The organism is Streptomyces sp. NPDC019224, from assembly GCF_040632605.1.
Lineage (GTDB): Bacteria > Actinomycetota > Actinomycetes > Streptomycetales > Streptomycetaceae > Streptomyces.
The window spans coordinates 92295-107261 of record NZ_JBEYCF010000001.1 but is presented as its reverse complement, the minus strand read 5'-3'; the positions used below and the strand labels follow the sequence as shown (position 1 = coordinate 107261).

Genomic DNA, 14967 nt, shown 5'->3' with positions numbered 1-14967 from the left:
GCCCGGCTTGTCCCGACCCGTACGGATGCCACGCGGCCCCGCGAGGAGGCCCCAGAGGCCCGTACGAGCCCTGCGGGCGGGTCGGAGACCCCCGGGGGCCGCCCGGGGCACCGCGGCGCGCTGTGACGGATCACACACCGGAGGGCGGCCACCCCGCGTACGGGGTGACCGCCCTCCGGTCGTATCAAGCGACCCGCTTACTGGTTGTACGGACCGTAGTCGTAGTCCTCCAGCGGAACGGCCTGGCCGGAGCCCGAGCCGAACGGCGAGTAGTCGATGTCGTCGTAGCCGACGGCCGAGTACATCGCGGCCTTGGCCTCCTCGGTCGGCTCGACCCGGATGTTGCGGTAGCGGGACAGACCCGTACCGGCCGGGATGAGCTTACCGATGATGACGTTCTCCTTGAGGCCGATGAGGCTGTCGGACTTGGCGTTGATCGCCGCGTCCGTCAGGACTCGGGTCGTCTCCTGGAAGGAGGCGGCCGACAGCCAGGATTCCGTCGCCAGCGAGGCCTTGGTGATACCCATCAGCTGCGGACGGCCGGAGGCGGGGTGACCGCCCTCGGTGACCACACGACGGTTCTCGGTCTCGAACTTCGAGCGCTCGACGAGCTCGCCCGGCAGCAGCTCCGCGTCGCCGGACTCGATGATCGTCACGCGGCGGAGCATCTGCCGGATGATGATCTCGATGTGCTTGTCGTGGATCGACACGCCCTGCGAGTTGTAGACCTTCTGGACCTCGCCGACCAGGTGGACCTGGACCGCGCGCTGGCCGAGGATGCGCAGCACGTCGTGCGGGTTGGTGGCACCCACGGTGAGCTTCTGGCCCACCTCGACGTGGTCGCCCTCGCCGACCAGCAGACGGGCGCGCTTCGAGATCGGGAAGGGGATCTCGTCGCTGCCGTCGTCCGGGGTGACGACGATCTTCTTGGTCTTCTCGGTCTCCTCGATGCGGACACGGCCCGCGGACTCGGAGATCGGGGCGACACCCTTGGGCGTACGCGCCTCGAAGAGCTCGACGACACGCGGCAGACCCTGGGTGATGTCGTCACCGGCCACACCACCGGTGTGGAAGGTACGCATCGTCAGCTGGGTACCGGGCTCACCGATGGACTGGGCGGCGATGATGCCGACCGCCTCACCGATGTCGACCAGCTTGCCGGTGGCGAGCGAGCGTCCGTAGCAGAAGGCACAGGTGCCGACCGCGGACTCGCAGGTCAGGACCGAGCGGGTCTTGACCTCCTCGACGCCGGCGTTCACCAGGGCGTCGATCAGGACGTCACCGAGGTCGACGTTGGCAGGCGCGATGACCTTGCCGTCGACGACGACGTCCTCGGCGAGCATGCGGGCGTAGACCGAGGTCTCGACGTCGTCCGTCTTGCGGAGGACACCGTCGGCACCCTTGACGGCGATCTTCAGCTTGAGGCCGCGGTCGGTGCCGCAGTCCTCCTCGCGGATGATCACGTCCTGCGAGACGTCCACCAGACGACGGGTCAGGTAACCCGAGTCGGCGGTACGCAGGGCGGTGTCCGCCAGACCCTTACGGGCACCGTGCGTGGAGATGAAGTACTCCAGAACGGTGAGGCCCTCACGGAAGGACGCCTTGATGGGACGCGGGATCGTCTCGTTCTTGGCGTTGGACACCAGACCACGCATACCGGCGATCTGACGCATCTGCATCATGTTTCCTCGGGCACCCGAGTCAACCATCATGAAGATGGGGTTCGTCTTGGGGAAGTTCTCGTTCATGGCCTCGGCGACCTCGTTGGTCGCCTTGGTCCAGATCGCGATGAGCTCCTGCGTGCGCTCGTCCTTGGTGATCAGACCGCGCTCGTACTGCTTCTGGACCTTCTCGTCCTGCTCCTCGTAGCCCTTGACGATGGCCTTCTTGGCCTCGGGCACGACGACGTCGGAGATGGCCACGGTGACGCCCGAACGGGTCGCCCAGTGGAAGCCGGCCGCCTTCAGGTTGTCGAGCGTCGCCGCCACGATGACCTTGGGGTAGCGCTCGGCGAGGTCGTTGACGATCTCGGAGAGCTGCTTCTTGCCGACCGAGTAGTCGACGAACGGGTAGTCCTCGGGCAGCAGCTCGTTGAAGAGCGCGCGGCCCAGGCTCGTCCGCAGCCGGAAGGTGTCACCCGGCTGGTACTCGGGCTCGCCCTCCTCGGCGACCGGCGGCACCCAGCCGCGCGGCGGGATGGTGCCCACCGGGAAGCGGATGTCGACGGACGACTGGAGCGCCAGCTCGCCGGCGTCGAACGCCATGATCGCCTCGGCCGTGGAGCCGAACGCGCGGCCCTCGCCCTTGGTGTCACGGAGTTCACCGTCGGTGGTCAGGAAGAACAGACCCAGCACCATGTCCTGGGTCGGCATCGTGACCGGACGGCCGTCGGCCGGCTTGAGGATGTTGTTCGAGGACAGCATCAGGATGCGGGCCTCGGCCTGCGCCTCCGCGGACAGCGGCAGGTGCACGGCCATCTGGTCACCGTCGAAGTCCGCGTTGAACGCGGTGCAGACGAGCGGGTGGATCTGGATGGCCTTGCCCTCGACCAGCTGCGGCTCGAAGGCCTGGATGCCGAGGCGGTGCAGCGTCGGCGCACGGTTCAGGAGAACCGGGTGCTCGGCGATGACCTCTTCCAGGACGTCGTACACGACCGTGCGGCCGCGCTCGACCATGCGCTTGGCCGACTTGATGTTCTGCGCGTGGTTCAGGTCGACCAGGCGCTTCATCACGAACGGCTTGAAGAGCTCCAGCGCCATGGCCTTCGGCAGACCGCACTGGTGCAGCTTGAGCTGCGGACCGACGACGATCACGGAACGCGCGGAGTAGTCCACACGCTTACCGAGCAGGTTCTGACGGAAACGACCCTGCTTGCCCTTCAGCATGTCGCTGAGGGACTTCAGCGGGCGGTTACCGGGACCGGTGACCGGGCGACCGCGGCGGCCGTTGTCGAACAGCGCGTCGACGGCCTCCTGCAGCATCCGCTTCTCGTTGTTCACGATGATCTCGGGGGCACCGAGGTCAAGGAGACGCTTGAGGCGGTTGTTGCGGTTGATCACACGGCGGTACAGGTCGTTCAGGTCGGAGGTCGCGAAGCGGCCACCGTCCAGCTGCACCATCGGACGCAGGTCCGGCGGGATGACCGGCACGCAGTCGAGCACCATGCCCTTGGGCTTGTTGCTGGTCTGCAGGAACGCGGAGACGACCTTGAGGCGCTTGAGCGCACGGGTCTTCTTCTGGCCCTTGCCGGTACGGATGATCTCGCGGAGGCGCTCGGCCTCCTCGTCGAGGTCGAAGGACTCCAGGCGCTTCTGCAGCGCGGCGGCGCCCATGCAGCCGTCGAAGTACGTGCCGAAGCGGTCACGCAGCTCGCGGTAGAGCAGCTCGTCGCCCTCCAGGTCCTGGACCTTGAGGTTCTTGAAGCGGCTCCACACCTCGTCGAGGCGGTCGATCTCGCGCTGCGCACGGTCGCGCAGCTGCTTCATCTCGCGCTCGGCACCCTCGCGCACCTTGCGGCGCACGTCGGCCTTGGCGCCCTCGGCCTCCAGCTCGGCCAGGTCGGTCTCGAGCTTCTTGGCGCGGTTCTCGAGGTCCGAGTCGCGGCGGTTCTCGATCTGCTGGCGCTCGACGGAGACGTGGGCCTCCAGGGACGGGAGGTCGCGGGTGCGGCGCTCCTCGTCGACGAACGTGATCATGTACGCGGCGAAGTAGATGACCTTCTCGAGGTCCTTCGGCGCGAGGTCCAGCAGGTAGCCCAGGCGCGACGGGACGCCCTTGAAGTACCAGATGTGGGTGACGGGAGCGGCAAGCTCGATGTGACCCATGCGCTCGCGGCGCACCTTGGCGCGCGTGACCTCGACGCCACAGCGCTCACAGATGATGCCCTTGAAGCGGACACGCTTGTACTTGCCGCAGTAGCACTCCCAGTCCCGGGTCGGACCGAAGATCTTCTCGCAGAAGAGTCCGTCCTTTTCGGGCTTGAGGGTGCGGTAGTTGATGGTCTCCGGCTTCTTGACCTCGCCGTGGGACCAGGTCCGGATGTCGTCCGCGGTGGCAAGGCCGATCCGCAGCTCGTCGAAGAAGTTGACGTCGAGCACTTGTCGTCAATCCCTCTTTCGGGGGTTCGAGCCCCCTCGCGTCACGCGAGAAATCGGGGCACTTCAGCAATGGTCTGAACGGGTCCGGGGAGAGCCGGCCGGATCACGGGGATCCGGCCGGCCAACCCGTCAGACCTCTTCGACGCTGCTCGGCTCGCGCCGGGACAGGTCGATACCGAGCTCCTCCGCCGCGCGGAAGACGTCCTCGTCCGTGTCGCGCATCTCGATGGACATGCCGTCCGAGGACAGCACCTCCACGTTGAGGCAGAGCGACTGCATTTCCTTGATGAGCACCTTGAAGGACTCGGGAATGCCCGGCTCGGGGATGTTCTCGCCCTTGACGATCGCCTCGTAGACCTTCACGCGGCCGGTGACGTCGTCGGACTTGATCGTCAGCAGTTCCTGGAGGGCGTAAGCGGCGCCGTAAGCCTCAAGGGCCCACACCTCCATCTCACCGAATCGCTGCCCACCGAACTGCGCCTTACCACCCAGCGGCTGCTGCGTGATCATGGAGTACGGACCGGTCGAACGGGCGTGGAGCTTGTCGTCGACCAGGTGGTGCAGCTTGAGGATGTACATGTAGCCGACCGAGACCGGGTCCGGGAACGGCTCGCCGGAGCGGCCGTCGAACAGCTTGGCCTTGCCGGAGGGCTGCACCAGACGGTCGCCGTCGCGGTTGGGGATCGTGGCCTCGAAGAGACCGGAGATCTCGTCCTCGCGCGCACCGTCGAAGACGGGCGTGGCGACGTTGGTGCCGGGGGCGACCTGGTCGGCGCCGATGGCCTGCAGGCGCTTGGCCCACTCGTCACCGAGGCCGGAGACGTCCCAGCCGCGGCTGGCGAGCCAGCCGAGGTGGATCTCCAGGACCTGTCCCGGGTTCATTCGGGACGGGACACCCAGCGGGTTGAGGATGATGTCGACCGGGGTGCCGTCCTCCAGGAACGGCATGTCCTCGATCGGCAGGATCTTCGAGATGACGCCCTTGTTGCCGTGGCGGCCGGCGAGCTTGTCACCGTCGGTGATCTTGCGCTTCTGCGCGACGTAGACGCGGACCAGCTGGTTCACGCCCGGCGGCAGCTCGTCGCCCTCTTCGCGGTCGAAGACGCGGACGCCGATGACCTTGCCGATCTCGCCGTGCGGCACCTTCAGCGAGGTGTCACGGACCTCGCGCGCCTTCTCACCGAAGATCGCGCGGAGCAGGCGCTCCTCGGGGGTCAGCTCGGTCTCACCCTTGGGCGTGACCTTGCCGACGAGGATGTCGCCGGCGACGACCTCGGCACCGATACGGATGATGCCGCGCTCGTCGAGGTCGGCGAGGACCTCCTCGGAGACGTTCGGGATGTCCCGGGTGATCTCCTCGGGGCCGAGCTTGGTGTCACGGGCGTCGACCTCGTGCTCCTCGATGTGGATCGAGGAGAGGACGTCGTCCTGCACGAGGCGCTGCGACAGGATGATCGCGTCCTCGTAGTTGTGACCCTCCCACGGCATGAACGCCACGAGCAGGTTCTTGCCGAGCGCCATCTCACCGTTCTCGGTGGCCGGACCGTCGGCGAGCACCTGGCCCTCGATGACCCGGTCGCCCTCGGAGACGACGACCTTCTGGTTGACCGAGGTGCCCTGGTTGGAGCGCATGAACTTGGCGATGCGGTACGTGGTGTACGTGCCGTCGTCGTTCGTCACGGTGATGTAGTCCGCGGAGACCTCCTGGACCACACCGTCCTTCTCGGCCTTCAGCACGTCACCGGCGTCGGTGGCGCAGCGGTACTCCATGCCGGTGCCGACGAGCGGGGCCTCGCTCTTGATGAGCGGAACCGCCTGGCGCATCATGTTCGCGCCCATGAGGGCGCGGTTGGCGTCGTCGTGCTCCAGGAACGGGATCATCGCGGTGGCGACGGACACCATCTGGCGCGGCGAGACGTCCATGTAGTCGACCTCGTCACCGGGGACGTAGTCGACCTCACCGCCGCGGCGGCGGACCAGCACGCGGGGCTCGGTGAACCGCAGCTCGTCGGAGAGCGTCGCGTTCGCCTGGGCGATGACGAAACGGTCTTCCTCGTCGGCGGTGATGTAGTCGACCTCGTCGGTGACCTGGCCGTCGACGACCTTGCGGTACGGCGTCTCGATGAAGCCGAACGCGTTGACGCGGCCGTACGAGGCGAGCGAACCGATCAGACCGATGTTCGGGCCTTCGGGGGTCTCGATCGGGCACATGCGTCCGTAGTGGGACGGGTGCACGTCACGGACCTCGAAGCCGGCCCGCTCACGGGACAGACCACCCGGGCCAAGAGCCGACAGGCGGCGCTTGTGGGTGAGACCCGACAGCGGGTTGTTCTGGTCCATGAACTGCGACAGCTGGCTGGTGCCGAAGAACTCCTTGATGGAGGCGACGACCGGCCGGATGTTGATCAGGGTCTGCGGCGTGATCGCCTCGACGTCCTGGGTCGTCATGCGCTCGCGCACGACGCGCTCCATACGGGCGAGACCCGTACGGACCTGGTTCTGGATGAGCTCGCCGACGTTGCGCAGACGGCGGTTGCCGAAGTGGTCGATGTCGTCGGTCTCGACGACGATCGTGCGGCCGGACTCGCCCACCGTCTCGGTCTCACCGGCGTGCAGCTTGACCAGGTACTTGATGGTCGCGATGACGTCGTCGGTGGTGAGCACGCCGGCGTCCAGCGGCTCGTCGGCGCCGAGCTTCTTGTTCACCTTGTAGCGGCCGACCTTCGCGAGGTCGTAGCGCTTCGGGTTGAAGTAGAGGTTCTCGAGCAGCGTCTGAGCGGCCTCGCGGGTGGGCGGCTCGCCCGGGCGGAGCTTGCGGTAGATGTCGAGCAGCGCGTCGTCCTGGCCCTGGGTGTGGTCCTTCTCCAGGGTGGCGCGCATGGACTCGTACTCGCCGAACTCCTCCAGGATCTGCTCGGTGGTCCAGCCGAGAGCCTTCAGGAGGACGGTGACGGACTGCTTGCGCTTGCGGTCGATGCGGACACCGACCATGTCGCGCTTGTCGATCTCCATCTCCAGCCAGGCACCCCGGGACGGGATGATCTTGGCGGAGAAGATGTCCTTGTCGGACGTCTTGTCGATCGAGGAGTCGAAGTAGACACCCGGCGAGCGGACCAGCTGCGACACCACGACACGCTCGGTGCCGTTGATGACGAAGGTGCCCTTGTTGGTCATGAGCGGGAAGTCGCCCATGAAGACCGTCTGGGACTTGATCTCGCCGGTCTCGTTGTTGGTGAACTCGGCCGTGACGAAGAGCGGGGCGGCGTACGTGAAGTCGCGCTCCTTGCACTCGTCGATCGAGTTCTTCGGGGGCTCGAAGCGGTGGTCGCGGAACGTGAGCGACATCGACCCGGAGAAGTCCTCGATCGGCGAGATCTCCTCGAAGATCTCCTCGAGGCCGGACTTGGTGGGGACGTCTTGTCCACTGTCCAGAGCAGCCTCGACGCGAGCCTTCCAGGCGGCGTTGCCGAGGAGCCAGTCAAAGCTCTCGGTCTGCAGCGCGAGGAGGTTCGGAACCTCGAGGGGCTCCTTGATCTTTGCAAAAGAGATGCGCAGCGGGGCGGTGCTGGCGCCGTTGTTCGTATTCGCGGTCGAGGCGTTGCGCGAGGCGGCCAAGAGGGGGTCCTTCCGAGGGCTCGGACTCACTACGCGCGTACCGGTCCCAAATTGGACATGAGGGGAGAAATCCCAGTTCAGGGAAGTCTCGGCCCACGATGCTCAAGATGGGTATGCCCCTGGTGACGGGCAGGAGGCAGCTAACAGGCAGCGCAAAGGGTCAGTGTAGCCAAGTGCCACACTGATGTCCAGTCGGGGTTTTCAGAGACCCACGTTGCTCTCAACAGCTCTTCTCAACACCCTTGTCTCAGCCCTGCGCGAGGTGCGCCCTTCTTTACTGCCCGCTTCGCCGTCGATCCATGCCTCGGATTCGGATCGATTCGGCGCCGCGCCTTGAGAATTGCGCGCCGCGTGCGGTTCGTCAAGGGGCCCCTCGGCCCCGCCGGCCCTCGGGCCCCGCGGCCGCCGCCCTCGGCGGCTGCCACGCACCCCGCGAGAGGCGCACGGCGAAGATCACCATACTCGTCAACGCGAGAAGGGCAAGACACCCGCCCCCGGTACGCCGAAAGGCGACCACCCGTTCGGGTGATCGCCTTTCGCGATGTGACTCCGCGCCTCGCGGCACGGGTGTCCTGAGGAGTCAGAAGACTCGCAGGGTCACTTGACCTCGACGGAGGCGCCGGCGCCCTTGAGGGACTCGGCAGCCTTGTCCGCGGCGTCCTTCGCGACCTTCTCGAGGACGGGCTTCGGGGCGCCGTCGACGAGGTCCTTGGCCTCCTTCAGGCCGAGGGAGGTCAGCTCGCGCACGACCTTGATGACCTGGATCTTCTTGTCACCGGCGGCGGTGAGGATGACGTCGAACTCGTCCTTCTCCTCCTCGGCCGGGGCAGCCGGGCCACCCTGGGCCGGGCCCGCGACGGCGACGGCCGCGGCGGCGGTGACGTCGAACTTCTCCTCGAAGGCCTTCACGAACTCGGCGAGCTCGATGAGGGTGAGCTCCTCGAACTGAGCGAGCAGGTCTTCCTGGGACAGCTTCGCCATGACAGGCGTCCTTCCACTATTCGGCAGGTGCCGGATGTATGTGTCGGCGGGCGTACACGGTGCCCGCTGGACCGCTGAGCGTGATTACTCGGCGGCCTCGGCGGGAGCCGGCGTACCGGCACCGCCCTGCTCCTCCAGCTTGACGCGAAGCGCTTCCGCGGTGCGGACGAACTTCGACGGCAGCGCCTGGAAGAGCTGCGCAGCCTGGGTCTGCTTGCCCTTCATGGCACCGGCCAGCTTGGCGAGCAGAACCTCGCGGGACTCGAGGTCCGCGAGCTGCTTGATGTCATCGGCGGACAGCGCCTTGCCGTCAAGGACACCGCCCTTGATGATCAGGTTCGGGTTGTCCTTGGCGAAGTCACGAAGACCCTTCGCCGACTCCACCGGGTCACCGGTGACGAAGGCAACCGCCGTCGGACCTGCGAACAGGTCGTCCAGCGTGTCGATCCCGGCCTCGTTGGCCGCAATCTTGGTCAGCGTGTTCTTCACCACGGCGTACTGGGCGTTCTCACCGAGCGAACGGCGCAGCTGCTTGAGCTGTGCAACGGTGAGACCCCGGTACTCGGTCAGCACGGCGGCGTTCGAGCTGCGGAACTGATCCGCGAGCTCGGCTACCGCAGCAGCCTTGTCGGGCCTTGCCATAGCGTCGGCCTCCTTCCGGGTGATGAGGACCGCTCAAAAGGACCCGGAAAGACGAAACGCCCCGGCGCAGGCGCCAGGGCGTAGCTCGACCGAAACGAAGTCCGGGAGCTTTCCACAGTCACCTGCGCAGGTCGTCCGTATCAACGGAGCCTTCGGTTGCCGACCCCTTGCGGAGTCAGGACAACGACCAGCGGTCTTTGGCTTCTGCAGAAGCGTACGCGACTCGAGTCGCGCCGGGCAAATCCGTCCCGCCTCGAGACGGTTCCGGGAGGTTTGAACGCACCCGGACCGGGTCAGGCAGTCGCTCCCTGCTGCTGCTTCATCAGCTCGGCGAAGTCGATGGTCTCGGCGGCCGGCGGACGCTCGACCGAGACCTTGGTGCCGTAATCGCTGTAGTACACGGTGGAGTTGAGCTCACCGGTCTTCATCTCGCCGCGCTCGGTCTTCTTCACCAGGAGGTCGTTCTCGTCGACCCAGATGTCGACGGTCTCCGTGGTGATCCCCGCGTCGGCCAGCTGCTTCTTGAAGGCGGCGAGCTGGTCGGCGTCGAGGCTGCTGTTCTTGGCGGTCAGGGCCGCGACGTCGACGGTGCCCGAGTAGTGCGTGGTGCTGACGCCCCGGACGTCCTCCTGGCCGACCTTCTTCACGTCGCCGGAGGCCAGCAGCGACTTCACCCCCTGCTCCGGGGTGCTGTTCTGCATCTGGTCCTTCATGGCCGCACCGGAGGCGCCGGCCACCTTGGCGAGGTCGTCGTAGCTGTAGCTGATCCAGCGCTTGCCGCCGGTCTGCCGGGCCATGGCCTCACCCATGTCCGCCGCGTACCCGTCCTTGAAGTAACGGGCCTCCATCGTGCCCGTGCCGCCGAATTGCTTCATGGCGTCGGCCATGGTGCCGCCGGTGTAGGTGATCTGCATGGTGCCGGTGATCCCGTCGGACCAGTCCATGACACCCGACTGCTTCATGGACATCGCGCTGCCCATGGTGGTGTCGCCCTCGACCCGGGCCGAGTGCGCCTGGCCGGTCTTCTTCTGGACGGCGACCAGCGCGGCGATCGGGTCGACCTTCACCACGGAGCCGCCGCGGCTCTCGCTCTTGCCGGAGCCCTTGCTCGTGCCCCCGTCGTCGGATCCGCCACAGGCCGCGACCGAGGTCAGCGCCGCCACCACAGCCACGGACAGGCCCACACGCCGTACGGTATTGCTCAACATCTGCTGTTCCACCCCTCGTTCGACTTCGGCCGCCCACGCTAACGCAGGACACCGACAGTCATGTCCACGTACGAATGAGGACGGGCCCCGCACCTCGAAAGGTTGCGGGGCCCGTCCCATGTCACACGTGACGCGGCGGTCGTACGAGCGCGAGGGCTCAGACGGCGGCCGGGTCCTCCTCGACGAGGAGGTTACGGGTGCGGTTGGCGTCCAGCGGGATGCCGGGGCCCATCGTGGTGGCCAGCGCGGCCTTCTTGATGTAGCGGCCCTTGGCGGCGGACGGCTTCAGACGGAGGACCTCTTCCAGCGCCGCTGCGTAGTTCTCCACCAGCTTGGTCTCGTCGAAGGAGACCTTGCCGATGATGAAGTGCAGGTTCGAGTGCTTGTCGACGCGGAACTCGATCTTTCCGCCCTTGATGTCGTTGACAGCCTTCGCGACATCGGGGGTGACGGTGCCGGTCTTCGGGTTCGGCATCAGACCACGCGGACCGAGCACGCGGCCGAGGCGGCCGACCTTGCCCATGAGGTCCGGGGTCGCGACGACGGCGTCGAAGTCCAGACGACCCTTCGCCACCTCGTCGATGAGCTCGTCGGAGCCGACGATGTCGGCGCCGGCGGCTTCCGCGGCCGCAGCACGGTCACCGGTCGCGAAGACCAGGACCCGGGCGGTCTTGCCGGTGCCGTGCGGGAGGTTCACGGTGCCGCGGACCATCTGGTCGGCCTTGCGCGGGTCGACACCCAGGCGGAAGGCGACCTCGACGGTGCCGTCGAACTTCGTGGAGGCGGTGTCCTTGGCGAGACGGACGGCCTCGAGCGGGGCGTAGAGGCGCTCCCGGTCGATCTTGGCGTCCGCAGCGCGGAGGTTCTTGCTGCGCTTCACTTCTACTCCTGATGGTTTCAGAGTGTGGAGTCGTGGTGCGGACCAGCGCTTGGTCCTACCACTGAGGGGTGGGGCTGAATCAGCCTTCGACCGTGATGCCCATGGAGCGGGCGGTGCCGGCGATGATCTTCGACGCGGCGTCGAGGTCATTGGCGTTCAGGTCGGGGAGCTTCGTCGTGGCGATCTCGCGGACCTGGGCAGCCGTCAGCTTGGCGACCTTGGTCTTGTGCGGCTCGCCGGAGCCCTTCTCCACACCCGCGGCCTTGAGGATCAGCTTGGCGGCCGGCGGAGTCTTGGTGATGAAGGTGAAGGAGCGGTCCTCGTAGACCGTGATCTCCACCGGCACGACCATGCCACGCTGCGACTCGGTCGCGGCGTTGTAGGCCTTGCAGAACTCCATGATGTTGACGCCGTGCTGACCCAGTGCGGGGCCGACCGGCGGGGCCGGGTTGGCCGCACCGGCGTTGATCTGGAGCTTGATAAGCCCCGTGACCTTCTTCTTCTTGGGAGGCATGTGCTCTCTCCGGGTCCTAGTGAGAGTTTTCGCCGTCATCCGGTCATCCGGATGCAGGCATACCGCACAACGATAACGGGTATAGCTGCGCGACCAAAAACCGAGCAGGTCAGACCGGCTGCGACAGCCTGTCTGACCTGCTCGGTAGGCATGTGTCCAGAAGCGGGCGGAAAGCTCAGTTCTTCTGGATCTGGTCGAAGCTCAGCTCGACCGGCGTCTCGCGACCGAAGATCTCGACGAGGCCCTTGACCTTCTTCGAGTCGGCGTTGATCTCGTTGATCGTCGCCTGCAGCGTCGCGAACGGGCCGTCGGTGACGGTGACCGAGTCGCCGACCTCGAAGTCCAGCACCTGGACCTCGACCTTGCGGGCCGGAGCCGGCCTGCCCTCGGCCTCGGCGGCCTCACGGGCGGCCTTCTCCTCGGCCTCCGGAGCGAGCATCTTGACGATCTCGTCCAGCGTCAGCGGGTACGGGTCGTAGGCGTTGCCCACGAAGCCGGTGACACCGGGGGTGTTGCGGACGACGCCCCAGGACTCGTTCGTCAGGTCCATGCGCACCAGGACGTAGCCCGGGAGCTTGTTCTGGCGGACGTTCTTGCGCTCGCCGTTCTTGATCTGGACGATTTCCTCCTCAGGCACCTCGGCCTGATAGATGAACTCCTCCACGTTCAGCGAGACGGCGCGCTGCTCCAGGTTGGCCTTCACACGCTTCTCGTAACCGGCGTACGTGTGGATGACGTACCACTCGCCCGGCAGACCGCGGAGCTCCTCGCGCAGAGCGGCGACGGGGTCGACGGGCTCGGCCGGCTCGGCCTCCTCCTCGTCGGCCGCGTCCGCGATCTCCTCGTCGGCCGCGTCCTCGGTCTCCTCGGCGGCGTCCTCGGTCTCCTCGGACGCCTCGCCGAGGGCCTCGGGGGCCTCGTCGGCGTCGGCCTGGTCCGACTCCTCGGCGTCCGCCGCCTCGACGATGTCGAGCTCGTCCTCGGCGGACTCGAAGGCGCCCGCCGTCGGCTCGACGGCGTCGTTCAGGTTCGGGTCAGACACGGTGGCTTCTTCCTGGATACATATGGGTGGAACATGCGAAAGGGGCGCCCAGCAGGCGCCCTTCGCGTGGATCAGCCGAAGACGTACTTGACGACCCGCGCGAATCCGAAGTCAATCACGGTTACCAGACCAATCATGACGACTACGAACGCAATCACCACACTGGTGTATGTCGTCAGCTGGTTGCGCGTCGGCCAGACGACCTTGCGCAGCTCCGCGATGATCTGGCGGTAGAAGAGCGCGAGACGGCCCAGGGGGCCCTTCTTGCCGCGCTTGCCGCCCTTCCGCGTCTTCTTCGACTCGGGGACTTCGTCCTCGGCATCAGGCTTGTCGATGGAGCCCACGGCGTCCGTCACGCTTCTCACCTGATTCCGGGTCATGGCCGTGCCGCGCCCGGTGGAGCCGCACGGCGGTGCATTGAAGTACGTACATGCGCACACATCCTGGCGAAGGAGTGTGTAGCAGGGCCGGAGGGACTTGAACCCCCAACCGCTGGTTTTGGAGACCAGTGCTCTACCAATTGAGCTACGACCCTTTGTGGTTCCACCAACCTACCGCATGTTCCCGGATGACCCGAGTGCAGGAACGGTGCGGCTGGTGAAGGCCAACGACAGGAGAGTGTACGTGCTCAGCGGCCCCGCGTCGAACAGAAAGCTCCTGATCGCTCCTGGTCTCTTCGTGTCCGCATGCTGTCCGAGTGCTGTCCGCTCCCTGAAACCCCTGTGCCGACGGGGAAAACGGTCTGCGAGCATGGGGGCATGAGCGCTGCTACTTCTCCGTCCGAGAGCCGGGTCTCCGCCCGCATCGGGGCCATCTCCGAATCCGCCACCCTTGCAGTCGACGCCAAGGCCAAGGCCCTCAAGGCCGCCGGCCGTCCGGTGATCGGCTTCGGTGCCGGCGAGCCCGACTTCCCGACGCCCGGCTACATCGTCGACGCCGCCGTCGAGGCCTGCCGTACCCCGAAGTACCACCGCTACACCCCGGCGGGCGGGCTCCCCGAGCTCAAGGCCGCCATCGCGGAGAAGACGCTGCGCGACTCCGGGTACGAGGTCGACGCCTCCCAGATCCTGGTGACCAACGGCGGCAAGCAGGCGATCTACGAGGCGTTCGCCGCGATCCTCGACCCGGGCGACGAGGTCATCGTCCCGGCGCCCTACTGGACCACCTACCCCGAGTCGATCCGCCTGGCCGGCGGTGTCCCGGTGGAGGTCGTGGCCGACGAGACCACCGGTTACCGGGTCTCGGTGGAGCAGCTGGAGGCGGCCCGTACCGAGCGTACGAAGGTCGTCCTGTTCGTCTCCCCCTCCAACCCGACCGGCGCGGTCTACAGCGAGGCCGACGCCGAGGCGATCGGCCGCTGGGCCGTCGAGCACGGCCTGTGGGTGATGACCGACGAGATCTACGAGCACCTGGTCTACGGCGACGCGAAGTTCACCTCGCTGCCCGCGATCGTGCCCGAGCTGCGCGACAAGTGCATCGTGGTCAACGGTGTCGCCAAGACGTACGCGATGACCGGCTGGCGCGTCGGGTGGATCATCGGCCCCAAGGACGTCGTGAAGGCCGCGACCAACCTCCAGTCGCACGCCACGTCCAACGTCGCCAACGTCTCCCAGGCCGCCGCGCTCGCCGCCATCTCCGGGAACCTGGACGCGGTCGCCGAGATGCGCACCGCCTTCGACCGGCGCCGCAAGACCATCGTGCGGATGCTCAACGACATCGACGGCGTGTTCTGCCCGGAGCCCGAGGGCGCGTTCTACGCGTACCCCTCGGTGAAGGAGCTGCTCGGCAAGGAGATCCGCGGCAAGCGCCCGCAGACCTCGGTGGAGCTGGCCGCGCTGATCCTGGACGAGGCCGAGGTGGCGGTCGTCCCGGGCGAGGCGTTCGGCACGCCGGGCTACCTGCGCCTGTCGTACGCGCTGGGCGACGACGACCTCGTCGAGGGCGTCTCGCGGATCCAGAAGCTGCTCGGCGAGGCGAAGTCCTGACAC

The 14967-nt window shown here is 66.8% G+C and carries 10 protein-coding genes and 1 tRNA gene; 1 reads left to right on the top strand and 10 read right to left on the bottom strand.

Annotated elements, in window-relative coordinates; all coding sequences use genetic code 11:
* Positions 1-197: 197 nt before the first annotated feature.
* The 10 genes from ABZ564_RS00505 to ABZ564_RS00460 all read right to left on the bottom strand — a co-directional run bounded on the left by ABZ564_RS00505 (position 198) and on the right by ABZ564_RS00460 (position 13514).
* Entirely contained in the window at positions 198-4097 is a 3900-nt protein-coding gene (locus tag ABZ564_RS00505) for a DNA-directed RNA polymerase subunit beta' (protein WP_360847164.1), read from the bottom strand.
* A gap of 129 nt (positions 4098-4226) precedes the next feature.
* Positions 4227-7712, bottom strand: a complete 3486-nt coding sequence (gene rpoB / locus ABZ564_RS00500) for a DNA-directed RNA polymerase subunit beta (RefSeq protein ID WP_360847161.1) — start codon at positions 7710-7712, stop codon at positions 4227-4229.
* Between the two features lie 597 nt (positions 7713-8309).
* Positions 8310-8693, bottom strand: a complete 384-nt coding sequence (gene rplL / locus ABZ564_RS00495) for a 50S ribosomal protein L7/L12 (protein ID WP_073964461.1) — start codon at positions 8691-8693, stop codon at positions 8310-8312.
* Positions 8694-8777: 84 nt separating this feature from the next.
* Positions 8778-9335, bottom strand: coding sequence for a 50S ribosomal protein L10 (rplJ, locus tag ABZ564_RS00490; RefSeq protein WP_018101258.1), 558 nt, complete (start codon positions 9333-9335; stop codon positions 8778-8780).
* Positions 9336-9628: 293 nt separating this feature from the next.
* On the bottom strand, positions 9629-10543 hold the full coding sequence (locus ABZ564_RS00485) for a hypothetical protein (protein ID WP_360847156.1): 915 nt from the start codon (positions 10541-10543) through the stop codon (positions 9629-9631).
* Between the two features lie 157 nt (positions 10544-10700).
* Positions 10701-11423 carry a 50S ribosomal protein L1 gene (gene rplA, locus ABZ564_RS00480; protein ID WP_360847153.1) on the bottom strand — a complete coding sequence of 241 codons (723 nt, stop codon included), beginning with the start codon at positions 11421-11423 and terminating at the stop codon, positions 10701-10703.
* 79 nt (positions 11424-11502) lie between these two features.
* On the bottom strand, positions 11503-11937 hold the full coding sequence (gene rplK, locus ABZ564_RS00475; RefSeq protein WP_018101261.1) for a 50S ribosomal protein L11: 435 nt from the start codon (positions 11935-11937) through the stop codon (positions 11503-11505).
* Between the two features lie 175 nt (positions 11938-12112).
* The gene (gene nusG, locus ABZ564_RS00470; protein WP_360847149.1) at positions 12113-12979 is read right to left on the bottom strand and encodes a transcription termination/antitermination protein NusG; all 867 of its coding nucleotides are present in this window, start codon (positions 12977-12979) and stop codon (positions 12113-12115) included.
* 71 nt (positions 12980-13050) lie between these two features.
* Positions 13051-13335, bottom strand: coding sequence for a preprotein translocase subunit SecE (secE, locus tag ABZ564_RS00465; protein ID WP_360847146.1), 285 nt, complete (start codon positions 13333-13335; stop codon positions 13051-13053).
* Positions 13336-13441: 106 nt separating this feature from the next.
* Positions 13442-13514: transfer RNA gene (locus ABZ564_RS00460), tRNA-Trp, on the bottom strand.
* A gap of 223 nt (positions 13515-13737) precedes the next feature.
* Between ABZ564_RS00460 and ABZ564_RS00455 the strand changes: the two genes are divergently transcribed.
* A complete protein-coding gene (locus ABZ564_RS00455; protein WP_360847143.1) occupies positions 13738-14964 on the top strand; it encodes a pyridoxal phosphate-dependent aminotransferase in 1227 nt (408 codons plus the stop codon).
* The last annotated feature ends 3 nt before the right edge of the window (positions 14965-14967 follow it).